Source organism: Streptomyces sp. NPDC005791 (genome assembly GCF_042871485.1).
Lineage (GTDB): Bacteria > Actinomycetota > Actinomycetes > Streptomycetales > Streptomycetaceae > Streptomyces.
In genome coordinates, this window is the sequence record NZ_JBIAIP010000030.1 from 1 (window position 1) to 22,773 (window position 22,773).

Below are 22,773 nucleotides of genomic sequence, written 5' to 3' on the forward strand. Positions count from 1 at the left end.
CCGCAGCCAACTCCTCACTCAGCACACCCGGTCAACGACACGACTGATCAAGAAGACACGCCATCACAGACCGCACATGACCAAGCCCTACTAGGCGCCATCACCGTCGTGGGATTGGCCGTGGCCGTCGCACCCATTGGCCCACAGGCAGGAATTGAACCTTCACATTCCTGACTTGGTTACGCCAAAAGGAAGGACTTTGAGTAACCACGCTTCAGAGCGAGTAGCTGGGAGCGGACCAGGGCGCCCACCCACGACACTAGAGGCTCTCGACTACATCCTAGAGAACGCCAACAAGGTAAAGTGCGATGGCCTTAAGGACACAATCCAGGTTAGGGCAACCCAGCTCCCCAGAAAGCCTTTTGTGGGCCTTTCCGCCCAGAACCCGAACCACATAACCAGCGTAATGATTCCGAAGGTGTTCGATATTCCATGAGCCCCACAGGAGAAACTCTAGAAATGGCCCGGAAATTCATCTCCGGCGAAGATCGATCAACGGGGTTCATTGCATCTATGGAGAGTTTCGTCATTGAACATCTCCTAGATACTGAGGTGTTTGAATTCCTCGCGGAAGGAATATCTCTCTATCGCCCCTGGGTGGGGCCGCCCTACTGGTCAGAGAAGGAAATGATTTACCTGATGGAAACTTTCGTGCGAGAATTCGGGCACGCTGAAGAATCTTGAGGGATCGCGCTTTGCTGGAACCATGATTTATTTCACGGTCGAACCGGCTGCCGCACATCTTTACGCGATAAACCCCCGCCGACATCAGTCGGTGGGGGTTTATCGCCTCTTATTGATCCGAAACGCTTTGTGTTCAGGCTCGTTGATGGTGTGTGAGTGATCTGGTGGGGGACGCGCGGAGTTGAAGTTCCCCCAAGGCCAGTTAAAGGGCCTGCGGAGAAACGAGTCGTTGCTTGCCGCCTTGAGTCTCGTTGATGTGGTATGGGGAGTTCGGAGGGGATCGAGGAGGCGTTGGCCGCGAAGTTCCAGGCGCTGTTCCCGCACCTGGACGAGCGTCAGCGTCGGCTGGCCATAGGAGCGGAGGCTCGCTCGCTGGGCCATGGCGGGATCCGGCTGGTGGCCCGGGCCGCTGACGTCCGTGAGGGCACAGTGTCGCGCGGGGTGACTGAACTGGAGTCGGGTGAAGCCCCGTTGGGACGGGTGCACCGGGAGGGCGGCGGCCGCAAGCGTGTGGTGGACCTTGACCCGGGCCTGCGGCCCGCGCTGCTGGCCCTGGTCGAACCGGACATGCGGGGTGATCCGATGTCACCGCTGCGCTGGACGACGAAGTCGACCCGTCACCTGGCCGCCGAGCTGACCGGGCAGGGACACCGTGTCTCGGCGGAGACTATGGCCGACGTGCTGCGGGAGGAGGGCTTCAGTCTGCAGGGCAACGCCAAGACCATCGAGGGCAGGCAACACCCGGACCGAGACACCCAAGGCGGATTCAACCGGTCGTCGCAACACCTCATGATCAGCGAGGTGTGGCATGGTTCGTCGTCAGCAGGCAGCCGATCGGGCGACACGGCCAAAGTTGAGGTCTCCGGGGCATCCAAAATATCAGCGTCATATCGAAGCGGCGTTCTGGGATGAAATCGCCAAAGGTCTCCTCGCGGAGGAAGCGGCCGCGGTTATCGGCGTGGCGCCGGCGGTGACCACGCGCTGGTTTCGGCAGTGTGGCGGCATGCGACCATTCGATCCGAAGCCGCATTCGGGCAGGTACCTGTCGTTCTCTGAGCGGGAGGAGATCGCGCTCCTCAACACCCAAGGCATGGGCGTTCGTGAAATCGCTCGGCAAGTCGGCCGTGATCCAGGGACGATTTCCCGTGAGTTGCGGCGCAACGCGGCCACCAGAGGCGGGAAGCTCGATTACCGGGCATCGGTCGCGCAATGGAAAACGGACATGTCCGCCCGCCGCCCGAAGGCATCGAACCAATCCGCGGTTGCACGCGTACGTCCAGGAGCGACTGTCCGGAGAGATCAGCACGCCTGGCGGCAGGGCGATCTCAGGTCCTTCGACCGGTGCGTGGACGGGGCGGAACAAGCCGCATCGCAAGGACCGCGCGTGGGTGCAGGCATGGAGTCCGGAGCAGATCGCGAACCGGATCAAGCTTGATTTCCCGGATGATGAGTCCATGCGCATCAGCCACGAGGCGATCTACCAGGCGCTCTACATTCAGGGCCGCGGGGCGCTGAAGCGGGAGCTGATCTTGTGCCTTCGCACGGGTCGCGCGCTGCGTGCCCCGCGCGCTCGTTCGCGCCGCAAGACCTGGGCGCATGTGACGCCCCAAGCGCTGATCAGTGAACGGCCTGCCGAAGTCGAGGACCGTGCCGTTCCTGGCCACTGGGAAGGCGACCTGATCATCGGGCTGGAGCGGTCCGCGATCGGCACTGTCGTTGAGCGGTCAACTCGATTCACCATGCTGGTGCACCTGCCGCGCGAGGAAGGCTACCGGCACAAGCAATCGGTCAAGAATGGTCCTGCGCTGGCCGGTTATGGGTCGAGCACGATGAAGACCGCCCTCGCCAATACGATGTCCACGCTGCCCGAACAGCTGGCACGGTCGCTGACCTGGGATCTCGGCAAGGAGATGTCGGCACATGCACAATTCAGAGTCGAGACGGGCATTCCCGTGTTCTTCGCGGATCCGCATAGTCCGTGGCAGCGCGGCACGAATGAGAACACCAACGGGCTCTTGCGCCAGTACTTCCCGAAAGGCACCGATCTCTCGAGGTGGTCCGCCGAGGAAGTCGAGGCCGTCGCTCACACTCTCAACGGCAGACCCCGCAAGACGCTCGGTTGGAAGACACCCGCCGAGGCGTTCAACGAGCAACTGCAGTTGCTTCAAGAAGCTGGTGTTGCAACGACCGGTTGAATCCGGTGAGTACACCTCAGCCTGATCGGCCGCGACTTCCACGCCGAGCACCCCGGCACCAAGCTGGTCGGCGACATCACCTATCTCCCGACGGCCGAGGGCTGGCTCTACCTCGCCTGCTGGCTGGACCTGGCCACCCGCGAGGTCGTCGGCTACGCGATGGCCGACCACCACCGCGCCGAGCTCGTCGTCGACGCTCTCGACATGGCCCACGGCCGAGGCGGTCTGGAGCCCGGATGCGTGGTCCACAGTGATCGCGGAAGCGAGTACACGTCCGCTCAATTCCGCGCTCAGATAATAGAGTTGGGGATGCGGCAGAGCTGCGGACGCACCGGCTCGTGTTTCGACAACGCCGCAGCAGAGAGTTTCTGGGCCCTGCTCAAGGAAGAGATCGGAACCCGGACCTGGCCCGACCGGGCCACCGCCCGCGCCGAAGTCTTCACCTTCATCGAGACCTTCTACAACCGCCGCCGCCTGCGCAAGCACAAAATCTTCGGCTACCTCACCCCGGCCGAGACCAGGCAGCGGCATCGACACGCCCTCGCGGCATAACGAACGAGTGTCCAGGATCACGGGGAAACTTCAAGAACGGCGCTCCGCCTGCGACGGAGTGCCGGTCGGCCGACGTTCCCGCCCGTCTGGTGGACGGCTCCGTCGGCACGATGCCGCGTTGGGTTCTTGACACGCCGGTGTGGGAGAGGCTGCTCGATGGCTTCGGGTTCGACCTCGTTGGTTCGGAACCCATCCTTGACCCGGGTCCCGATGGTGCAGCGCCAGTGACCACGCGCACCTTTGCAGCGAGAAGGCGTGTCGAGCACTCCGCCTGATCGGCACACAGGACGCAGATCAGCTGGGCAGAATAGGGCCGTGCCCCCCTTCACCATGCGGCTGCTGGTTGTCGCTCCTGGTCGGCTCCGGCGGGACTTGGACCTGTGTCCAGGTCAGCGATGCGGGCTACCTCCTGGTTGCAGGGCGAGCGCAGAATGCGCCGACTTGTTTGCGGCGTCCACCCGGTCGGCGTGAGCTGACCATGCACGCCCTGATATCGACGTTCTGCCCGGCTTGGCTCTTCGGCCACCTCAGTTCTCGAGCCGCTTAGCCTGCACCTTGAGCCACGGATTCTCCCCTCTGGACTGGGCGCGGTCCAGGTACTCCCGCTTCACGATTGCCGAACCCGGCTTCCACCGGCCCTGCTTCGTCGGGTCCCCGCCGGCCTCCGCGATGGCCTGGGCCCCGCCGCGGCGCAGCCCGTGGGCGGTGATCTGCTGCCAGTTCTTCGCGCCGGCCTTGTGGGCACGGCTACGGACCCAGTCGTTGATGGCGTCCCCGGTGACGTAGTCCCCGCGTTCCTTCGCGACGGCCCGGTTCTGAAGGGTGCCGCGGGAGGTCAGGGCCCGGAAGAACGCGCCCTCGCGGACGCCAAGGTGGTGGAGGGCGGTGAGCCAGTCCCGTACGGCCGCGACGGGATCGAGGAGCGGATCGTCCTCGGCGGGGATGTCGGTGTGCTCGCCCTTGGCCTCCTGGTCGGTCTTGGAGGACCGGATGTGCAGGGTGACGAAGTCATCGTCGACCGCGACGTCGGCGATGGACAGGTCGGCGAGCTCGATCCTGCGGTTGAGGGCACCCCGGCCGAGGAGGAGCATGCACCGGTCGCGACGCCCCGCGATGGTCCGCAGGTCGCACGTGGCGACCATGGCCCGCAGCAGCTCGTCCGTGATCGGAGGGGCCTTACGGACCGCGGTGCGCTTCGCCCACGTCTTCTTGTACTCGTTCAGCATGCCCCGGGCCTGCTTCGTGCCGGGCTTCTGGTCCTCGGGCATCCAGGTGCGGATCGCGGACATGGCGGCGTTGATGGCGTTCGGGGAGCGCCCCAGCTCGATGAGGTGGGCGACGTACTCGACGTAGGTGGCGGTGGTGCACGGCCGGGCGACACGGCCTTCGTTGGCGCACCAGGCGGCGAACTTGTTGCGTTGCGAAAGGTAGTTGGCGCTGGTGTTCTTCGGCGCGGACTGGTTCTCCAGCCGCTCGGCGGTCTGCTCGGAGACGTACAGGTCCCGCTCGGTGTACGTCGGCTGGTCGGCCTCGGTGGGGAGCCCCTGGCCGGGATAGAGAATGGTGTGCCGGTCGACTACCGGGCGGGCCGTCGGACGCGGCTGGATCGCCGCGGGGAGGCGGCCCTCGTCCACCAGCTCCGCGTCCACCACCTCCGCGCCGGCCTCGTGTTCCATCACGCTGCCTCCTTCTCCTGGTCTGCTGCCCATTTCGCCAGGGCGCAGAAGTCAGCCGGTAGGAGGCCCAGCCGAGGGTCGAAAGGAAGCATGGGCAGGCGGAGGTGCGGGCCGATCCAGTCGTTCGCCTCGTTCTTCCACGTCGTGGCCCACACCAGCTCGTAGGGCAATGCCAGGAGGTCTGCCCCGTGGTCAGGGTTGAGCCAGACACGAAGGGGTTTGTCCCACGGATTCTCCCACCCGGTCGGGCGCATCCGGTGGGTGCTGTACCCCGCCAACCGCCTCTGCGGCGCGGCGGCGTACGGACTCAGAGGGCCGTCCACATCGAGCAGGAGCAGCGGACGCCCATCCCCCTCGTTCCCCACGATCCCTCCCAACGAAGCAGCCACGTACAAGGAAAATTATAGGTGGGTGATAGCGAAACAGGCGTGCCGGATGCTTCGCCAGAGGTAGCTTCCTGAGAGGGAGTCATGAGGGGTCTCCAGCGCGACGCCATCGCCTTCCTCGGCAACGCCCTCCGCAACCCCACCGAGAGCAGCAGGAAGCCCGACGACAGCGACGAATCCACCCCTCGCCGGAGTTTCCGTCCGCTGAGGTTGCCGTCAACTACTGCCGTCACTTCACCCAGACGCCCTGCCAGACAGCATCTGGTGGGGCGTCAAATTTGCTCGCGCGCACACGCCACCTGAAGTCACCCCACGCAGAAGCCCCGCCAGGACGAGCCTGGCGGGGCTTCGATTTTGCTACTGCTACCCACCATAGTAGGTGTGGTCTCGGGCAGCGGGACTATGCCTCGCCCGCCAGCCAACGCGGGAATGGCGCCACATCCAACAGCTCGGAGTTGATCGCCTTCAATCCTTTGGCGAAGTCCTGAGCCAATTTCGAGAGCATCGAAACAAGTTCGCCCTGTGCGAGGCTCTCAAATTGCGGACTTGGAACCCACTCGGTCCGCGACTCGCAGTGAATCATCACGCGATTCTCGACTGGACGAAAGGTCAAAGTCCGCTCGATGCCCTGCGAGTACATGTCCACTTCGACTTCGCGACGCTCACGCACGCCTGCCAGAAGCAATGGGAGTTGCTCGATGAAAGCAGACAAGTCATACGCGACATCGAGTGGCCACTCATCGCTCCCAAAGCCGCCGATGTGGAAGTTGCCACCCCCAGCGTCAGAGAGGACGCTGCACGCCTCCATGACCAGGGTGTCGTAGTCGTCATCCAACTCGTTACCCACTGGCACAGCACCCGTAGCGGCAGATGGCGTAGCTGGATGAAATGACACAGAGAAGCTCATCTCTCCAGTCTCCTAGTTCGGGCCAATAGTTGGGAATCCGGTCTTGTACAGTCCATTGGGGCTCGGGACGATGGTAGCCGACCGCGCTTGGGCGATACTCCCATCCGGCATGATCACCTGCCCCATTCCGGCTGGAATGCGCACCGACCTGGGGCCGGCTCCTTCAACATGGAGTCTCTTCAAAAACTCTGCAGCGGCGTCATTATCTAGCCATTGCCCCTGCTGGTTTCCGGTGCTGCGAGCCCGATCGGTCAGAGCCTTCGTGTTCTTCGCTCCGGCACCATGGGTCTTGAATGTGTGACCCCACGTTTTCACGCTATTGGAGGCCCAGTTCACGCACCCGTTGCTGTTGTGAACGAGTACCGGAGTCTGGCCCGCCAGCACATAGTACGTGTGCAGGCCATTGACGGTGAGGTCGTATGTGCGTTGCTGGCCCTGCTGGTCGCGGACCGCGGTCACGGCCATGCGGGCGCCGTTCAGGGTGCGCAGTTCATCGCCGACCCGGAGGTTACCGGCGTCCTTCCACCTCTGGCCCCCCTCCCACCAGAACGGGTGATTGTCCGTCGCTGTGATCGTGGCCGGCCCATGGTCGGTGGTGACAGTGAGCCGGGTGAAGTCCTTGTCGTCCTCGGTGGTGATCACGTTGGTCACCGGCCGGGCCGCCGTGACCGAACGCTCCGGGTCGGTGGCGATGACCCGGTCCCCGATACGTATGTCCTCGATGGCCCGGGTGGTGCCGCCGGCGAGCAGCACCCGGGTGCCGGACGGGAAGCTGTGGGGCTTGGCACAGGTCACGGCGTCGCGTTCCCGCCGCGCGCGGTCGGCGAGATTCCGCGCCTCGACCTTGGCGAGCGCGCGGGCGTCGATCAGGGTGCTGGCCCGGAGCGGGTAGGTGAGGCGGACCTTGCAGCCGCAGCGATCCGCGTCGGCTTGGGCTTGGGCCTGTACACGGGCCGCGACCGAGGCGTAGAGCGGCCCCGCTCCGGGATTGGAGCACTTCAGGGTGCCCGAGACGTTGTTGCCGCGGACGGGGAAAGTGCGTTGCGGGCTGGTGCACTCGCCGGCGGGTTTGCCGTCGATGGAGAACGTCGCGCTCATCACCGCGGTGACTTCGCCCTTGGTGACGCGTTCCGTCCGCGCGATGGAGCTGACCGAGCCGGTGAAGTTCTGGGTGGCGGTGCAGCCCGACGAGCTGCAGTCCATCTCGCCCGCACCGTCCATGGTGAAGGAAATGCCCCGGTCGGTAGCGTCCTTGAGCTGGTCGGCGTACTCGACCAGGGTGTCGAACATCTTGTCGGCGGCGTCGGCGAGGATCGGGGTCAGGTCCATTCCCTCGCCGTCGCCGGATGCCAGTGGACCCGTGGTCACCCTCGGGCGAGCTTCGGGCACTCCTCCTTTCTCGATCTGCTCCCTCATGTCGGAGAGGCCTTCACGGAGGTCGTACGCCTCCAGGCGCAGTACGCGATGCGGCGCGGCCTTGGTCACCAGCAGGCGCCCCGCCGAGGTGTCGACGCCGAGCGCGGGTGTCCCGTTCACGTTCGACGGACGCTGCCCTGACGGGTTCGAGAGCCCGGAGCCCTTTGCCGGCGGTGACTTCTCCAGGTCGCTCAGGGCCTTGTCCAGCACAGCGGCCAGCTTCGGCGGGGCGACGGTGCGCGCCAGCGCCTCGTCCATGAGTTCCGAGCCGTCGTCCAGTCCCACGATCCACTCACTGGGCGGGGCCTTCGCGCCTTCCTCCACGTCTTCCCTGGGCGCCGGGTCGTGTTGCCACCGCATGAACGTCTTGCCGCCTATGCGCAGCACGTCCCGCCCGTGGTCGTTCCCCCGACCGGACGACGTGCTGCCGAACTGGCTGCCGCTCGCGGTGACGTTGATCTCGTTCTCGGTGATGCCGAAGGACGAGGTGTCCTTGTAGCGCAACCCCGGCGCTGTGGCCAGATCGTCGACCGCTTCCCTGAACGGCCGCAGGTCACGGTGCGCGGCCTGCGTCTCCTTCGAGTCGGAGGACGAGGACGTGAGCGACAGAAGTCCGCCGATCAGGGCGAGGACCAGCACCGTGAGACCGCCCAGGACGACGGCACGCCGGCGCCCGGGGCGGGCCCGTAGCAGCCCCGGTAGGGAGAACCACGAGCTCGATGAGGCGCTGGGCGCTCTCCCTGGCACCGTGGGCGGAGGTGGCGGTCCCGGAGGGGGCGTCGTCGGATCTGCCGCCGCGCTCGGCATCACCGGACCGTTCGGCGCCTGCGCTGGGTCCGGTCGGGGAGGGAGATGGGGGTCGTTGTCGTCCGCCATGGCACTGTGACCTTTCGTGTGTCGGGCATGAAGTGCTGCGAGCGCGTTCTCCAGCGCGCGACTGCGGACCGTGTGGGCCGGCGAGGGAGCAGCGTGCGGCCTACCGCTGGCAGCTGGCGACGATGACCAGCAGGAGGAACGCGATCCCGAGAATCGGCAGACACCCGAGGGAGTTGGGGTTCTTCTGGTTGATCTCGACGATGCCGCCGAGAGCGAGTCCGGGGTGGTTTTCGGCGTAGTGGGCCGCCGCGAGATCGCCTACCTCGGATTCGGTGGTCCACCGGGTGGCGAACCTGCATTCGCCGCACCGGTACCGGTGTGCCATGTCAACTCCTTGGTGCCGTGGGACATAGGGGATGAGGGAGGAGTGCGTGAACACCGAGCGCCGGCGTACGAAGAGCCGGCCTGGAGGGCGCGCTCGCAGGAAAGAGAAGGGGGAGAGGTGAGTGTGCGGCGGGGCACGTGGGGGACGGGCGGCCGGTGTGCGCTCCCCTGTTGCGTCGACAGCCTGCTGCTGGGGGAAGCGGCCGACGACGCGCACACCGGCCACGTCGGACGTTGGTGCCACGGCGCGGTGAGGTGGCCACCGCGCCGGGACGCTGTCTGTCGGCGTCAGTCGCGCTGCGGGGCGTCCTCGCACAGCGCCGTGTCCAGCAGCTGCATCAGCTGCGCGTCCGGGCGCTGGCCGACCTGCACCAACAGGTTGGTGACGATGGAGACGTAGCGGCCGTCGTCCATGGTCAGGGTGAAGGTCTGGTAGCCCGGGACACCACCGGAGTGGCCACGCGCCGTACCGCCGCAGGAGGGCTCGTACGTCTGGAGGCCAAGGCCGTAGCCCGTGCCGGTGTTCACCTGCCGTACGGTGCGCATTTCGGCGAGGCTCTTCGCGGAGAGGACCTTTCCGGTGGCCAGCGCCTGGTAGAAGGCGCTCAGGTCCTCCAGCGTGGAAATCATGGCTCCCGCGCTGCTGAACAGCGAGGGGTCGTACGAGACCGCGGGCACCCACAGGTAGAAGGAGCCCACCCGGACGCCGTGGTAGCCGTTGACGGCCGGCGTGGGCAGGGCGCGGTCGCCGGGCGCGGGGAAGAAGGTACGGGGCAGACCGAGCGGTTCGATGACGCGTTCGGTCACGGCCTTGTGCACCGGCTGTCCCGTCAGCTTCTCGATGAGCATTCCGAGGATGTAGTAGCCGGTGTTGGAGTAGGTGAAGCCTTCACCGGGGGCGGAGACCGGGGGCGAGGCGTCCAGCGCGTACCGCACCACCGCCGACAGGCTGAAGGTGCCGTCCGGGTTCGACGGAGGCGTCTTCAGCCCGGGGGAGGGGGTGTAGGCGCCGAGACCCCCGGTGTGCTGGAGCAGATGACGCACGGTGATACGGGTGCCGTCGTAGCCGTTGCCGGTGACGGCACCGGGCAGGTAGTCATCGATCGGCGCGTCCAGGGAGACGCGGCCTTCCTCGGCCAGCTGCAGCACCACTGCCGCTGTGAAGGTCTTGGTCTGGCTGCCGATACGGATGTGTTCGTCGGCCTTGATGGGGCGGTCGGCGTTGACGGTTCCCGTACCCGCCGACAGGGTCCAGGACTCGCTGCCGTCTCCGGCGTGGACGGCGGCGCCGGGCCCCGCCGCCGCCTGGTACGCCTTGAGTGCGGCGAGCGTGTCGGAGTGGTCGGACCCGGCGGTGGCGGCGTGTGCCGCAGAGCTGGACAGCGTCAGCACCGTAGCGCACACGGCGCCGATGACTGAGGCCAGTTTCGTACTGTTTCGGATGTTTCGGGAGGTCATTCGGTGTCCGCTCCTCGGAGAGGTCTCGCTCGGTCGGGTGCGTGCCGGTCCTGCCGGCTCAGTTCTTCGCGGCGGCTTCGAAGGCGGCCTTCAGACGCGGGATGTAGTCCGCATAGGCCGGGCCCCAGCACGCGTAGGTGTGGCTGCCGTCGCATTGGGGGGACAGGGAGGCGCCGTTGCCGTAGTCGACGAGCCGGCTCGGGATGCCGAGCTGGTCCAAGCGGTTCTTGACCGTGCGGGCGGCCGTCGCCGTGTTGGCGTCGATCACCCCCTGGTCCCCGGTGTAGAGGGTGACCTGGGTGTTCTTGAGCTTGGACAGGTTGGCCGGGGCGGCGGGGTCGTAGGCGTTCCAGCGGTGGTCCGCGCCCAGGACCGGATACGGCGAGCCGAAGACGGCGTCGCTGTCGACGTACGGTCCGTAGGTCGGGCAGCCCTGGCTGCTCGATGTGCTGAGCGCGCACCAGGCGCCGGGCAGATTGAGCTCCGTGGCGAGTACGGCCGCGCGGACCGTGGCCATGGAGAAGTCGATTCCGCCCGAGAGGGAGGAGGCGTGGCCGAAGAGGTCGGGTCTGGCCTGGCGTAGTGGAGCGCGCCGGATCCGCCCATGGACAGTCCGGTGACGGCCCGGTGTTCACGGTCAGGGAGGGTGCGCAGGTTGGCGTCGATGTAGGGGACGACCTGTTCGAGGTGGAAGGTCTCCCAGTTGGCCGCCCCTACGGCGGTGTTCTGCATGTACCAGTCGGCGTACCAGCTCTTGAGACCTCCGTCGGGAACGACGGTGATCATGGCGTCGGAGTGCAGGGCCGGGGCGGCGGCGGCATCGTCCACGTTTCCGCCGCCCCCGTGGAGGAAGTACGTGACGGGCCATCGCCGGTCAGGATCGTCGGCGTACCCGCTGGGTAGGAAGATCCGGATACGGTGCGGGCCGGCCACCTCCGGTGTGGTGACGGTGATCGTGAAGTCGGTGCTGGAGCGCACTTCGGTGCCGTCTGCGACCTGGCTCAGGCCGAAGCCGTCCGTGAAGTCGACGCCGGGGACGGCCGGGGAGTCCGCCCAGGCGGCCGATCCCAAGGACACGGCCGGAAGCAGTGCCGCCGCGAACAGGACGCCGGCGAGGCGACGGTGGCGGGCTGATGGAGGTCTCAAACCAGTGCTCCCTTGTGTGAGGTGGCCGACGGGTCGTCGGCACGACCACGATGCGGCCCACCGGGTTCGGAGAACAGGGCATGTGCAGGTCAGGAGGAGGTCATCTCTGACCGGTCATCCGTGACCGGTCGTCTCGATACGCTCGGGCGGTACCGGTGGCCGTGGAAGGTGGGGTCCGCAGTGACCAATGAGTTAGGCACGCGTATGCGTCAGCTGCGCAAACGCGCCTGCCTCACCCAGGAGCAGCTGGCGGAGCTGGCCGAGGTGAGCGTGAGCACGATCGGCCGGCTGGAGAACGGCAGGCTCCCCGAGCACCGGCTGAGGACGTTGCAGAAGGTGGCGGAAGTCCTGAACGTGAAGCCGGAGGAGTGGCAACGGCTTACCGCGACCCTGGACGGCACACAGCCGGCCCTCGCCGATCCGGCCGAGGTGCTGATACCCGCCGATACGCGAGGGGAGCCGACCCCCGCTGCTCAGCCCGAGGAGCCGGTACCGACCGGGCAGCCGGGGGAACCGGCACCCGCCGTTCAGCCCGGAACTCGGACGGGGGCCCCTGCACCTGCCGCGCCGCTCCCCGCCCCCGGGACGGCTGTGTCGTGGCCGGCCGGCCCGCTCGCCGACGCCGCCGCCTCACTGGCCCGCGAGGTCGGCCGACGCTGGCAGCGGGAGGAAAAACACCGCCGCGTCCATGACCCGTTCCCGCTGCCCGTGCGATACCAGCCGGCTCCAGCCGTCCTGATGGACCGTCCGGAGAACATCCAGCGCCTGCAGCCGGGAGTCCCCGCCCGGGAACTGGACCTGAACGGCGACCTGCGGACTGTCGCCGACACCTATCGGAGTGTCGAGTCGCAGCGACTGGTCATTCTCGGTCGCGCCGGCTCGGGGAAGTCCATCCTGGCCATCAAGTTCGTCCTCGAGCTCCTTGCCGCCCCGGCTTCCCCCCTCCGGGTGCCGGTCATTCTCAGCATCGGAGCCTGGGACCCGCTGACCGTCACACCGCGAGACCTGCTGGTCGACCATCTTCTACGGGACCATCCGCATCTGGCCCGTACGACTTCGGAGGGTGCGACGCTGGCAGCCGAACTCGTCGACTCCGACCTGATTCTGCCCGTCCTGGACGGTTTCGACGAGCTCGCCGAAGCCTTGCGCGGTCCCGCGCTGGAAGCACTCAACGCCACGTCCCACCCGGTGGTCCTGACCAGCCGACGGGACGAGTACGCCCGAGCGGTCCGCGAGGTGCACGCGCCTCTGGTGCTGGCAGCCTGCGTCGAACTCGCCGACCTGAGCGTCGAGGATCTGGCCGCGTACCTGCCCCGGACCGACCGGCTCGGCAACTCCCTGGGCAGCCGTGGTGCCACGGGGGTGTGGGGTGCCGTCCTGGACGAACTGCGGGCCTATGACACTGCGGCGAGCATTCAGCTCGGACAGGTCCTGGGAACGCCCCTGATGGTGACCCTGGCGCGGACGATGTACAGCGAGGTGCCCGGCAACGACCCCGTCGAACTGCTTGACACCGCCAGATTTCCCACCGGGCGCCACCTTGAGGAACATCTGTTGGCGAACTTCGTGCCCACGGTCTACCGGCACCGCACCCCCGAACGGGCTGACCCCGCCCGCGGACAGCGCAACCGCGACCCTGAACAGGCCGAACGCTGGCTCGGCTACCTCGCCCACAGCCTGGCCACCGGTGCCCATGAGCGTCGGGATCTTGCCTGGTGGCGGCTCGGCGCGTCCGTACGACTGCCGATACGCGTCCTGCACACCGCACTGCTCGGCGGACTGTGCATGTTCGCGGCCAACTGGCTTGTGATGCTTTTCGCCGTTTCCTTCGGGTACATCCCCTCCGTGCAGACCTCAGTGATGCTCGAGGTGGCGGTGTTCGGGCTCTGCTCTGCGGTCGTCTTCGGTCTCGCGCACTGTGCCCTGGCCGCGGCGGGCCGTACCGTGGCCGTTCCGACCCAGGTACGACTCAGGCTGGCGGCAGTGACCCCCGGGGTCGAGCACAGGCCGGTTCGGGAGATCCGCACGCGCTTCGGGGTCGGGCTGCTGGGCGGCTCTGTGCTGGGAGTCGCACACGCCTGGACGACCGCGATGTTTCGCGCGTTGGCCGGAACCGTCCCGCACGCGGATCTGATCGGAGCGGCGCTTCAGGACACGCTGGCCCTGGCACTGATCTTCGGTCTGACAGCCGGCCTGACCTTCGGACTCGTCGCAGCCTTCGAGGCACCCGTGGACATCGCCGCCGCGGCCACGCCGATGCGACTGCTGTCCGTCAACCGGGCAACCGCCACCCGGCAGTTCCTCGTGCTTGCTGCCGCAGTCACGGCCGGACTCGCCGTCTGCGGACGCGTCGTCGTCGGCCTGCTCCAGCAGGTGCTGCCCTGGACGCTGGTGTGGCCGCTGGACGAGGCTCTGCTGCTGGGGGCGGTCGGCGGGCTGGGCGGCTCGGCGGCGTACGTGCTCGCACTCACGGCATGGGGGCAGTGGCTGACGGTGGCCCGGTTCTGGTTGCCGCTGACGCGCAGACTGCCGTGGGACACCGCCGCCTTCCTTGACGACGCCTACCGCCGAGGGGTGCTCCGCCAGGCCGGTGCCGTGTACCAGTTCCGGCACATCCGGCTCCAGCAACACCTCGCTCGCGTCCACGGCGGTTCCGGCCGCGGCACCAGCTACGTGAAGCCGGGCCTGAGGCGCCGCGCATCCGAGGGGAGGGCATCGCCGGAAGGCCGTTGAGGATCTGCCCGGCGGGGGCGAGATCATCCCGCCCCCGTAGGCCCGGCACGGACACCGTGCGCGTCCACGCCCCGCTGGTCCTCCACCGCGGGCTACTCCCAGCCGTGCTCCGTGAGCGCGCCGGCGCCCTCCAAGTAGCCGAGGAGTCCCTTCTCCGGGTATTCGATGATGTCCTCGGGCAGCTCGTGGACGCTGAACCACTCGAGGCCGAGGCACTTCTCCGGTTCCCTGTTGACGGGGTCCCCGCTCCACCTGGTGGCCTCGAAGAAGAAGCCGATGCGCTCGATCTCGGCGCTCTGCCGGTGGTGCACCACGTGCACCATCCGCAGGTGGGCGGGGTCGACCGTCACGCCGGTCTCCTCCAGCAGCTCACGGGCGGCCCCGGCGCGCAGGGCCTCGCCCCGGTCGAGCTTGCCCGAGGGCATGTGCCAGCGGCCGTAACCGTACGGGCCGCCGCGCTGGGAGAAGAGCAGCTTGTCGCCCTCACGCAGGATCACGTGGGTGTCGATGACGGGTTCTGCGAGTGGTTCCGGTGTCATGGTCCCTGGGATGGTGTCGACTGCGGTGAAGCAGCCGACGCTATCGGCCAATCGGGGACCGCGTCGGCGATTGTGGCAGCGACCTCCGTGGGGGTGGCTCCACCGGTGTTCACGACGAGCACCTTCACCCTTGCGGTCATCAGCGTTCGGGCCGCGGCCTCGTACAGGAGGATTTCGCGCCCGGGCGCGGTCGGGTCCCGGTGGAACCGGTTGCGGGGTCCGCGTGCGGCTATCCGTTCGGCGATGAGAGCCGGATCCGCGGTCAGGATGACCGCCAGCTCCGGCATCAGGACGTTCGCGCTCAGGTCCAGCAGGAACTTCAGCGGCACCCCGTCGAGCTGCTGCATGACGAGCGTCGAGGCCAGGTACCGGTCGCTGATCACGGTGTCGCCGGCGTTCAGCCGGGGCCTGATCTCGTGCTCGACGTGCTCGTAGCGGTCGGCCGCGACCAGGCAGGCCAGGGCGTGGCCGCGGATCTGTCCGAAGTGCGCGGAGATGAAGCGGCCGAGGTCACTGGTGGTGGGTTCCACGGTCCTGTGCACGGGCACGCCCCGGGCGGTCAGCTCGTCGTGCAGGGACCGGACGGTGGTGGACTTCCCGACCCCGCTGGGGCCGTCGAGCGTGATGAACCGCCCGCGTCCCGGCATCACGCCGCCGCTCCCTGACCGGCCCGGCCACGCTCGTGCTGCTCGCGGGTGAGCATGGCGAGGGTGGAGCGGACCTGGGCCAGGGGGACGTCACCGAACTGGATGCCGACCGAGAAGTTGAACTCGTCGCGCTGCCGCATGGACTCGTCGGCACCGTCACCGGTGAGGTCCACGTCCCCGTACGCGAGCAGGTCCTCGGGTTCGTGGCCGGCATCGGTCAGGGTCGTCCAGACGGGTGTGCCGGGGTAGGGGCGGAACTCGAACACGCTGGCGCGTACGTCCCCGGGGTTGCTGTCGGCGATGGCCCAGAGAGTGCGGATGTGGCGGACGGTCGCCGCGATGTCGTCGTGGGACTCACCCGGGAAGCCGAGGATGAAGTACCCCTTCACGCCGATGCCGTGCTCGACCAGGCGACGGGCGACGCGTTCGGTCATCTCCGCGTCGATCCGCTTGTCCATGGCCCGCAGGACGCGGTCGCTGCCCGACTCGATTCCGAGGGCGACTTCGCGGAGCCCGTTCTGTACGAGACGGTCGAGAGCGCGGTCGCCGAGCCGGTCCAGGACGTTGATGCGGCCGGTTGCGTCCCATACGTAGCGCTCGCCGATCCGGTGCCGGGTGAAGGCCTCCATCTGTTCGTCGATCACCCGCCCCACGCCGAGGAACAGGTCGTCGACGAAGCGGAAGGCGGTCACTCCGTACGCGTCGTGCAGTTGGTCCAGCTCGCCGATGATGTTCTCGGGGGTCCGGACGCGGATGGTGACGTCGGGGTTGGCGGTGACGGCGGCTCCGCAGAAGGTGCAGTTGTAGGGGCAGCCCCGGCTCCCGACGATGTTCGCCTCCAGGTGGCCGGTCCTTGCGGCCGTCTTCAGCAGGCCGGTGCCGCGGCTGGCGGCGAGCCGGCGGTCTGCCTCCGTCGGCGCGGCCCGGTAGGGATCCTGGGGCAGGAAGGCGCGGTTCACGTACGGCAGGGCGTTGATGTCCGGGCCGAGCAGCTGCGGGTTCGGTCTGCCCGACGGGACGCCGGCCGCCCGGGTGCCGAGCAGCCGGTCGCGCCAGAGGACCCCAGGCAGTTCGCGGCGCCGTTGCTCGTCCTCCATGAGGGCGGCGACGCGCAGCTCACCTTCGCCGAGGACGAGGGCCCGCAGGTTGGCCATACGCGGATCGTCGAGGATCCGGTCGGGCATGGCCTTGGCGTGGTGGCCCCCGACCATGAGCGCGATGCCGGGGTCGAGGCGCTCGGCGATGCGCGCGGACATCTCGTAGGTCGGGGCGAGGAGGTTCATGGCCGCCCAACGGGGCCGGGCCGCGTTGACGTGTTCAGCGGTCTCGTCGATGCCCAGGCCGTGGGCCTCCGCGTCGAGCACCCCTACGTTGAAGCCGGCCCGCTGGGCGTACGTGGCGATGTAGGCCATGCCCAGCACCGGCAGCGTGTAGTCGTTGGTCCGCGGGCGGCGGCCGTAGTCGCGCAGGGGCGCGTTCACGAACAGCGCGTCGAGGGGGTGCGCAGGGTCTGCGCCCGAGAGAAGGGATAACTGCTGCATCGGTCCTCCGTTTCAGCGGGCATGGGAGCCCCAGGTGAGCGTGGAGAGGGTCAAGGTGTGCAGGGCGGTGCGGTCGGGGCCGGCCCAGCCGGTCCAGAGCGGGCCGAACGCCTTGTCCTTCTTGTCCGGCCAGGGGCGGGCAGGCGCGATCTGCGCGGCCCATGTGCGTACGGCGAGGTCGTCGTGCGGGTAGACACTGAAGTCGCCGGTGAAGTCGGTGGCGGCCGCCGCGGCGGTCCAGGGGCCGATGCGGGGGACGGCGGTGAGCGCGGCCGCGAGCTCCGGTGCTTCCAGGCCGATCCAGCCCGCGGCGTGCGTCTCGTAGCGCTCGGCGGCCGCCTGCAGCGCGCTGCGGTGGAACTTGGCCCCGACCTCGTCGAACTGCTTGTCCGCCAGGGCCAGGACCTGCCCGGGCGTGGGGGCGGTCGCGAGCTCACCGGAGGGTCCCTGGACGGTCCTCCCGTAGGCCTTGCACCACTGCCGGTAGAGCTTGCGGGCCTGCCCGGCCCGTACGACCTGGCGCAGGACCGCGGTGGTGATCGCGTCCCAGAGCCACGGGTTGGCGAGGCGCTGCGAGACGCCGAGGCCCTCGAGCCCGGCCCTGAGCGCGGCGGGGATGCCCGTAGGCAGGCAGGCGGGATTGGTGGTGACGAGCTCCGGCTTCACATCCTCGGTGCCGTCCACACATACGGCGCGCAGGCCGCTTCGGTCCCACGACAGAGCCCAGATTCCGGTGACCGTACGCACGGCTCGCACGCGGCCGCCCGCTTCGGTCTCGATCCAGGCGGGGTGATCGGTCGTCAGGACGGTCATGTGGGCTCCTCGCGTTGTGCGGTTGCTGCGCCGTAGCCTCTCGCGGCACGCGGGGTCCAGCGTGCGCGACTGCGAAAAGACTTCCGGCTCACCCCATGAGTGCCATCTCGGCGGTATCAGGGGTGCCGAGATCGATCATGGTTCGGGTGGTGGTGACGACGGCCACGGAGTGATGGCGGGCGTAGACGGCGAGAGCCAGGGAGAACTTCGGTTCCGCGGTCGTCTGGTGCGCGATCGCGGTCAAGTGGGGCAGCGGCCCGGGCGTGACCAGCTCGCTCAGACACAGCTCGGCCGGCTCGCACAGATCGTCCAGCTTCCATCGGCGGAGTTGTGCCCGGCCGATACGACGGACGCGTCCCGGCCACAGCCTGTCCTCCTCGGACATCTCACCGACGACGCCGAGACCCGGTCGGGAGGAGCGGGCGATGCACAGCTCCATGCCTCGGTCCGTGGTGCCGAGCCCCAGAACAGGAGATGTGCTGCTGAGGCGCTGCTGCGCTGTGGCCGCACTGCCGTTCGCGGTCGCGGTCATACCCAGTCCTTCCGCAGGTCGTGGGGGCGGCGTCGCGGGTGCTTCGTCGTCCGGTCACACGGCTCGTCCCACACGGAGGCGAAGGAGCGAACCGAGCCATCACGGACGCCGGGGAGCTGTCCACCGCACGGCCGGTAATCACTCAACTCCCCGACGCCCCGGTGGGTAAGGGAGCAGAGTGGAGGCACGGTTGAACTGGTTGAACGCACCAGGGGGTCATCGATGGCACGTCGTCCGCGCACACCGAATGCGGCTCTTGCGGCCCTGATGCGGTCAGGGGGCATCGGAAATGCGCGGCTCGCACGCCGGGCGAACGCCGTAGGCCGCGAACTCGGTGTCCGTCTGCACTACGACAAGAGCAGCGTGTCGCACTGGCTCGCCGGATCCGTGCCGAAGCCCGAAGCGCGTCATGTCATCACCGAAGCGCTCTCGCGGCTGCTCGGACGGCCCGTAACGTCCGCGGAGACCGGCTGGCCGAGCGAGGAGAAGCCGACGGCGGAGCACGACATGGTGGCAGGAGTGATCGACCTGAGCCGGACGGACATGGACCCCACACGCCGGGGGGTGCTGAAGACCGGGATGTACGCCGCGGTACTGGCCGTGCCCCGGTACGAGGACCTGACAGGGCGGCTGGAGGCGGCATCGGCGGGACGGACGGTGCGCGCGGGCCGTTCCGACGTGGAGACCGTCCGCACCATGACCGACAAGGTCGCCGACATCCTGGACCAGGTCGGGGCCGGACACGCCCGACCGATGGCCGCGGCCTTTCTCGTCAACACGGCCGGGCCCTATCTTCGGGCCGGCGGAACGGACAAGGTCACCCGGGACATGCGGGCCGCCGTCGCGGACTTCGTGTACCTCACGGGCTGGATGGCCATGTACGAGGACCAGCAAGGGCTGGGCCAGAAGTACTACCTCCGCGCCCTCGAGCTCGCCGGCGCCGCCGGGGACCACCTCACCTACTGCCGCACCCTGCGCGGAATGAGCCTCCAGGCAACGCACCTGGGCCATGGCAAGAAGGGGCTGGAGCTGGCCGACGCCGCAGCCGAGGCCGCCCCGTCCGCCGGCCCGCGCCTCGTGGCATTCCTGCGCGGCCAGCAGGCCGCCGCCGCGGCGATGACCGGCGCCCGCCAGGCCGCCATGGGCTGGCTCAAGGAGGCGGAGAGTGCGCTGGCACGCGCCGATGACCGGCGTGACGCGGTGGGCGGGTACGACCAGGCCGCCTACTTCTTCCACGAAGCCCACGTGCGCTGGCACCTGGGCGACCAGGACGGCTCGATCGCCTCCCTGCGCCGCTCGAACGCCGCCCGCTCCCCTCTGGAGCGGCAGGGGCGGCTGCACTGCACGGGGGTGATCGCCGAGCGACAGTTCCGCATGCGCCATATCGAAGCCGCCTGCCGGACCTGGGGAACGTTCCTCGACGAGCACGTCACCATCGCGTCCGCCCGCGGGGACGAACACCTGCAGACCATGCTGAAGGCCCTTCCCGCCTACCGCCGGGTGCCCGGAGTCCAGGAACTGGAGGAACGCGGCCGCCAGGTCGCCGCGCTCAAGGCGGCGTAGGGCCAGTGCCTGTAGCGCGGGGGCCGTTGGAGTCGAGGCGTGGAAATGATGACCTGTCGGGGCAGGGGCTGAAGCCCCAGTGGCATTTGGCAAGCGGGTCCCCCCAAGAGAAGCGCTCTGTAGTCTGCTCTGACACAAGACGGCGTGATCCTTGGCGGGAGACCCTGATGACAGGTGGCAGCAGGTCCAGCACGGACATCCGCGGCGGCCATATCGGACTGGTCGTCACGATCATTGCCCTGGCCGGCATTGCCAGTTCCTCCGGCCCCCGCTGGACCTTGATCGTCGCGGGGTGCTTCACCGCCTGGTTCATCCTCGCACTGACCATCATCCGCATCAGGGGCGGCCGCGGCAGCGAAGCCGTTCGGCGGGCATACGTCGCCACTTTCGGATGGGGCGACTACGTCACTCCCTGATGGAGTTAAACGACAAGTTCAGTGCCTGTTTCTCAACCTGAGGCGCCGACTGGCGGTTTTTCTGGGTCACGGCTTGTCGAGACTTGCGAGGGCATGCCGGATTGCGGCGAGGGTTTCCTCGTCGGTGGCATTGAGCTGTCTGGCGGCAGCCGCGTAGTTGCTTGCGTGCTCCGCCAGCTTCGCCTTGATGTCGGTGGTGGCCGACGGCGCAATGACCTGAGTACCAGAGCCTCGGCGACTCCTGACAAGGCCTGCGGCCTCGAGTTCGCGGTAGGCCCGCACCACGGTGTTGTTAGCCAGCCCGAGGTCGGAGGCCAGCTGGCGCACGGACGGCAGTCTGGCCCCCTGACCCAGCCGACCGACCGAGATTAGATCAGCTAGCTGTGCGCGGAGTTGTTCATACGGAGGGACAGGGGACGCATGGTTGACGCTGATACTGATGCCGTTGGTTGTCATGGCCGGGCCTTAACGTAGGCCTGCGGCAGCAACAGGACGCACAGACAGTGAGCCGCGGTCGGTGCAGAGATGAGGGCCGCGATAGCCAGCCCCGAGAGGGCCACGTCGTTCGTCGCGCCCCCGCAGGGCACGCTCAGTACCCCGAGGGCCATCGTCCCGGAAACGGCGAAGAGAGGGGCGCTCACCAGCACTCCCCATGCACCGACAGCCGCCCGGGCGTTGATGCGGCGTTGATCGTCGCCTCCGGAGCGTGCGGTGATACGGCGCAGGAGCAGTGCGCAGGCAACGGTACCGAGGGCGAGACCGCCGAGAGTCGGCCAGGCGTAGTAGGGGCCGGGCCAGGGTGAGAGCAGGTGGGTGCCTTGCGGACATGTGACGGACAAAGCACGTCCTGGACGACCGTCAGAGTCCGCCGAGGCCGTCGTGGCGGCGACGATCAGCAGGCCCAGCAAGGCGACAGCCTGCGCGGCCAGTGCGGCCGCCAGGGGTCGGGGCGCATAGTCCCGGATCCGGCGCGGAGTCACTCCGGCTGCTCGTAGCCAGCGAGGTCTCGGTCGTGCGATGAGGTCTGCTGCAAAGACGCCAGCCATGACACACAGACCGAATACGGGAAATCCGTAGAGCAGGTCCACATCAGGCTCAGGACTGAAGGTGATCAGCGCGTTAACAGCCAGACCGGTCGCCGCGCCGGCCCATCGAACAGGGGTACTCATCCCCGCCCGCCAAGTGCCTTCCGTTCTTGCAGCAGCAGGCATGCCGATTCCCTTCCCTTCCGCAAGGTGTATTAACTACCTGATACAATTACCCAAATTTTAAACTGTGTCAAGGAGTTGACACGCTTGGTACAGGTCACCGCCGTCCGGCAGCCTTCTGAACTGCCGGAGTTCATGTCAGGCGCCGGGCCATCAGAGCGGTGAGTGGCCAGGTCAGACTCGGGGGCCGTGGCAGAACCTGGGTGCCTTGCGCTGGCGTCAGCGGTTCGTCGGGGGGAGGGAGGGCCAGAGTCGGCTGAGTGGGGGCTTGGGTGGCGAGGCCTGTTGGTCGACAGCTGACGGGCCGGCCTCGATGCGTTTCTGGCGGAATGGTCCGTAACGGTGTCACCAGAGCGCGCGTTGCGTTCTGGTGTCCTGTTGACGGTCTCCCGTTTCTGTCCCGGCTCTGGGGCCGGGGATTGTGCCACCTGCCCGCCCCGCCCCGGCCTTGCGGTCGGGACGGGTGGTGCGGGTCTTGTGGTCGGCTCCACGGGGCTTCGACCCCGCCATGGCGGCGGGGCCCAGGTCTCCGGCCACTCCGGTACCTGTGGGTGTGACGTGGGTGGTGCGGGTTGCGAGGGCGAGCAGGTTGTGTCCCGCGTTCGCGTCCCGGTCCAGGACGAGACCGCAGGTGTCGCACTCGAAGACACGCACGCTCAGGGGCAGCTTGGCTTTCACCGCACCACAGCGTGAGCACGTCTTCGACGAGGGAAACCACCGGTCGGCCACGACAAGACGTGTGCCGTGCCGGCGGGTCTTGTAGGCGAGTTGGCGGCGGATCTCACCGAACGCCGCATCCGCGATCCGGCGCGACAGGCGCCGGTTACGGCCCATCCCCGCAACATCAAGGTCCTCGACCATGATCGTGCCGTACTCGCGGGTGAGGCGGGTGGTCAGCTTGTGCAGGGCGTCCTCGCGGAGGCTCGCGACCCGGTGATGCACCCGGTTCCGGGCCCGGTTCGCCTTCTCCCACCGCTTCGAGGGTTTCCGCCCGGTGCGCCGGTCGGGGCCCCGACGCCGCGAAACCACCCGGCTGGTGCGGCGCAGTTGTTTCTGTGCGCGGTCGAGGTGGCGGGGGTTGGGCTCCTCGGTCACGGTGCCGTCGCTGTCGGCGAGAACGGCGAGGGTCTTGATGCCCAGGTCGATCCCGACCGCCGCACC

19 protein-coding genes and 4 pseudogenes are annotated in these 22,773 nt (G+C 67.9%); 7 read left to right on the forward strand and 16 right to left on the reverse strand.

Annotated elements, in window-relative coordinates; all coding sequences use genetic code 11:
• The first annotated feature begins 432 nt into the window (after positions 1–432).
• The 4 genes and pseudogenes from ACFYSH_RS33115 (at position 433) to ACFYSH_RS33130 (ending at position 3,431) form a co-directional block, all read left to right on the forward strand.
• Positions 433–684 (forward strand): hypothetical protein, encoded by a 252-nt coding sequence (locus ACFYSH_RS33115; protein ID WP_388757460.1) that lies wholly within the window; start codon positions 433–435, stop codon positions 682–684.
• 261 nt (positions 685–945) lie between these two features.
• Positions 946–1,444: pseudogene (locus ACFYSH_RS33120) on the forward strand (ISAzo13 family transposase); the annotation flags it as partial.
• Between the two features lie 48 nt (positions 1,445–1,492).
• A pseudogene (locus ACFYSH_RS33125) lies at positions 1,493–2,879 on the forward strand (IS30 family transposase).
• A gap of 24 nt (positions 2,880–2,903) precedes the next feature.
• Positions 2,904–3,431, forward strand: a complete 528-nt coding sequence (locus tag ACFYSH_RS33130) for an IS3 family transposase (protein WP_388757497.1) — start codon at positions 2,904–2,906, stop codon at positions 3,429–3,431.
• Positions 3,432–3,958: 527 nt separating this feature from the next.
• Here the strand turns inward: ACFYSH_RS33130 and ACFYSH_RS33135 are convergent.
• The 8 genes and pseudogenes from ACFYSH_RS33135 to ACFYSH_RS33170 all read right to left on the reverse strand — a co-directional run.
• Positions 3,959–5,107 carry an integrase gene (locus ACFYSH_RS33135; RefSeq protein ID WP_388757463.1) on the reverse strand — a complete coding sequence of 383 codons (1,149 nt, stop codon included), beginning with the start codon at positions 5,105–5,107 and terminating at the stop codon, positions 3,959–3,961.
• A gap of 80 nt (positions 5,108–5,187) precedes the next feature.
• Positions 5,188–5,472 (reverse strand): annotated as a pseudogene (locus tag ACFYSH_RS33140) (hypothetical protein); the annotation flags it as partial.
• 421 nt (positions 5,473–5,893) lie between these two features.
• Positions 5,894–6,400, reverse strand: a complete 507-nt coding sequence (locus ACFYSH_RS33145) for a hypothetical protein (protein ID WP_388757466.1) — start codon at positions 6,398–6,400, stop codon at positions 5,894–5,896.
• Positions 6,401–6,412: 12 nt separating this feature from the next.
• The gene (locus ACFYSH_RS33150) at positions 6,413–8,455 is read right to left on the reverse strand and encodes a polymorphic toxin-type HINT domain-containing protein (protein ID WP_388757469.1); all 2,043 of its coding nucleotides are present in this window, start codon (positions 8,453–8,455) and stop codon (positions 6,413–6,415) included.
• Between the two features lie 337 nt (positions 8,456–8,792).
• Positions 8,793–9,017: a hypothetical protein gene (locus tag ACFYSH_RS33155; RefSeq protein ID WP_359476471.1), complete on the reverse strand. Its 225-nt coding sequence runs from the start codon at positions 9,015–9,017 to the stop codon at positions 8,793–8,795.
• 287 nt (positions 9,018–9,304) lie between these two features.
• Positions 9,305–10,474 carry a serine hydrolase domain-containing protein gene (locus tag ACFYSH_RS33160; RefSeq protein WP_359476469.1) on the reverse strand — a complete coding sequence of 390 codons (1,170 nt, stop codon included), beginning with the start codon at positions 10,472–10,474 and terminating at the stop codon, positions 9,305–9,307.
• A 58-nt stretch (positions 10,475–10,532) separates the two neighbouring features.
• Positions 10,533–10,991, reverse strand: coding sequence for a hypothetical protein (locus ACFYSH_RS33165; protein WP_388757503.1), 459 nt, complete (start codon positions 10,989–10,991; stop codon positions 10,533–10,535).
• Between the two features lie 104 nt (positions 10,992–11,095).
• Positions 11,096–11,551, reverse strand: a pseudogene (locus ACFYSH_RS33170) (alpha/beta hydrolase-fold protein); the annotation flags it as partial.
• Between the two features lie 249 nt (positions 11,552–11,800).
• On the opposite strand from ACFYSH_RS33170, the gene ACFYSH_RS33175 reads away from it, so the two are divergent.
• Positions 11,801–14,353 carry a helix-turn-helix domain-containing protein gene (locus ACFYSH_RS33175; protein WP_388757471.1) on the forward strand — a complete coding sequence of 851 codons (2,553 nt, stop codon included), beginning with the start codon at positions 11,801–11,803 and terminating at the stop codon, positions 14,351–14,353.
• A gap of 92 nt (positions 14,354–14,445) precedes the next feature.
• Here the strand turns inward: ACFYSH_RS33175 and ACFYSH_RS33180 are convergent, their stop codons facing one another.
• The 5 genes from ACFYSH_RS33180 to ACFYSH_RS33200 all read right to left on the reverse strand — a co-directional run bounded on the left by ACFYSH_RS33180 (position 14,446) and on the right by ACFYSH_RS33200 (position 18,425).
• Positions 14,446–14,892, reverse strand: coding sequence for an NUDIX domain-containing protein (locus ACFYSH_RS33180; protein ID WP_359476460.1), 447 nt, complete (start codon positions 14,890–14,892; stop codon positions 14,446–14,448).
• Positions 14,889–15,539, reverse strand: coding sequence for a dTMP kinase (gene tmk, locus ACFYSH_RS33185; protein ID WP_388757500.1), 651 nt, complete (start codon positions 15,537–15,539; stop codon positions 14,889–14,891). The genes ACFYSH_RS33180 and tmk overlap by 4 nt, the downstream gene beginning before the upstream one ends.
• Complete coding sequence (locus tag ACFYSH_RS33190) at positions 15,539–17,080, reverse strand: B12-binding domain-containing radical SAM protein (protein ID WP_388757475.1); 1,542 nt, start codon at positions 17,078–17,080, stop codon at positions 15,539–15,541. The genes tmk and ACFYSH_RS33190 overlap by 1 nt, the downstream gene beginning before the upstream one ends.
• Before the next feature lie 12 nt (positions 17,081–17,092).
• Entirely contained in the window at positions 17,093–17,893 is an 801-nt protein-coding gene (locus ACFYSH_RS33195; RefSeq protein WP_388757478.1) for a hypothetical protein, read from the reverse strand.
• 88 nt (positions 17,894–17,981) lie between these two features.
• On the reverse strand, positions 17,982–18,425 hold the full coding sequence (locus ACFYSH_RS33200) for a hypothetical protein (RefSeq protein WP_388757481.1): 444 nt from the start codon (positions 18,423–18,425) through the stop codon (positions 17,982–17,984).
• A gap of 222 nt (positions 18,426–18,647) precedes the next feature.
• Between ACFYSH_RS33200 and ACFYSH_RS33205 the strand changes: the two genes are divergently transcribed.
• Positions 18,648–19,988: a hypothetical protein gene (locus ACFYSH_RS33205; RefSeq protein WP_388757484.1), complete on the forward strand. Its 1,341-nt coding sequence runs from the start codon at positions 18,648–18,650 to the stop codon at positions 19,986–19,988.
• A gap of 167 nt (positions 19,989–20,155) precedes the next feature.
• Positions 20,156–20,404, forward strand: coding sequence for a hypothetical protein (locus ACFYSH_RS33210; protein WP_388757487.1), 249 nt, complete (start codon positions 20,156–20,158; stop codon positions 20,402–20,404).
• A 66-nt stretch (positions 20,405–20,470) separates the two neighbouring features.
• On the opposite strand, the gene ACFYSH_RS33215 is transcribed toward ACFYSH_RS33210, so the two are convergent.
• From ACFYSH_RS33215 to ACFYSH_RS33225, 3 genes are all read right to left on the reverse strand, one after another.
• Positions 20,471–20,860 carry a GntR family transcriptional regulator gene (locus ACFYSH_RS33215; protein ID WP_388757489.1) on the reverse strand — a complete coding sequence of 130 codons (390 nt, stop codon included), beginning with the start codon at positions 20,858–20,860 and terminating at the stop codon, positions 20,471–20,473.
• Positions 20,857–21,384, reverse strand: coding sequence for a hypothetical protein (locus tag ACFYSH_RS33220; protein WP_388757492.1), 528 nt, complete (start codon positions 21,382–21,384; stop codon positions 20,857–20,859). The genes ACFYSH_RS33215 and ACFYSH_RS33220 overlap by 4 nt, the downstream gene beginning before the upstream one ends.
• 573 nt (positions 21,385–21,957) lie before the next feature.
• On the reverse strand, positions 21,958–22,773 hold an 816-nt coding region (locus tag ACFYSH_RS33225), incomplete at its 5' end, for an RNA-guided endonuclease TnpB family protein (RefSeq protein ID WP_388757494.1).

What these genes read in the sequence shown, in the direction of transcription:
- ACFYSH_RS33115 (WP_388757460.1), top strand. Translation starts at nt 433, where the DNA reads ATGAGCCCCACAGGAGAAACTCTAGAAATGGCCCGGAAATTCATCTCC.
- ACFYSH_RS33135 (WP_388757463.1), bottom strand. Translation starts at nt 5,107, where the DNA reads ATGGAACACGAGGCCGGCGCGGAGGTGGTGGACGCGGAGCTGGTGGAC.
- ACFYSH_RS33145 (WP_388757466.1), bottom strand. Translation starts at nt 6,400, where the DNA reads ATGAGCTTCTCTGTGTCATTTCATCCAGCTACGCCATCTGCCGCTACG.
- ACFYSH_RS33155 (WP_359476471.1), bottom strand. Translation starts at nt 9,017, where the DNA reads ATGGCACACCGGTACCGGTGCGGCGAATGCAGGTTCGCCACCCGGTGG.
- ACFYSH_RS33160 (WP_359476469.1), bottom strand. Translation starts at nt 10,474, where the DNA reads ATGACCTCCCGAAACATCCGAAACAGTACGAAACTGGCCTCAGTCATC.
- ACFYSH_RS33165 (WP_388757503.1), bottom strand. Translation starts at nt 10,991, where the DNA reads ATGGCCACGGTCCGCGCGGCCGTACTCGCCACGGAGCTCAATCTGCCC.
- ACFYSH_RS33180 (WP_359476460.1), bottom strand. Translation starts at nt 14,892, where the DNA reads ATGACACCGGAACCACTCGCAGAACCCGTCATCGACACCCACGTGATC.
- tmk (WP_388757500.1), bottom strand. Translation starts at nt 15,539, where the DNA reads ATGCCGGGACGCGGGCGGTTCATCACGCTCGACGGCCCCAGCGGGGTC.
- ACFYSH_RS33190 (WP_388757475.1), bottom strand. Translation starts at nt 17,080, where the DNA reads ATGCAGCAGTTATCCCTTCTCTCGGGCGCAGACCCTGCGCACCCCCTC.
- ACFYSH_RS33195 (WP_388757478.1), bottom strand. Translation starts at nt 17,893, where the DNA reads ATGACCGTCCTGACGACCGATCACCCCGCCTGGATCGAGACCGAAGCG.
- ACFYSH_RS33200 (WP_388757481.1), bottom strand. Translation starts at nt 18,425, where the DNA reads ATGACCGCGACCGCGAACGGCAGTGCGGCCACAGCGCAGCAGCGCCTC.
- ACFYSH_RS33205 (WP_388757484.1), top strand. Translation starts at nt 18,648, where the DNA reads ATGGCACGTCGTCCGCGCACACCGAATGCGGCTCTTGCGGCCCTGATG.
- ACFYSH_RS33210 (WP_388757487.1), top strand. Translation starts at nt 20,156, where the DNA reads ATGACAGGTGGCAGCAGGTCCAGCACGGACATCCGCGGCGGCCATATC.
- ACFYSH_RS33215 (WP_388757489.1), bottom strand. Translation starts at nt 20,860, where the DNA reads ATGACAACCAACGGCATCAGTATCAGCGTCAACCATGCGTCCCCTGTC.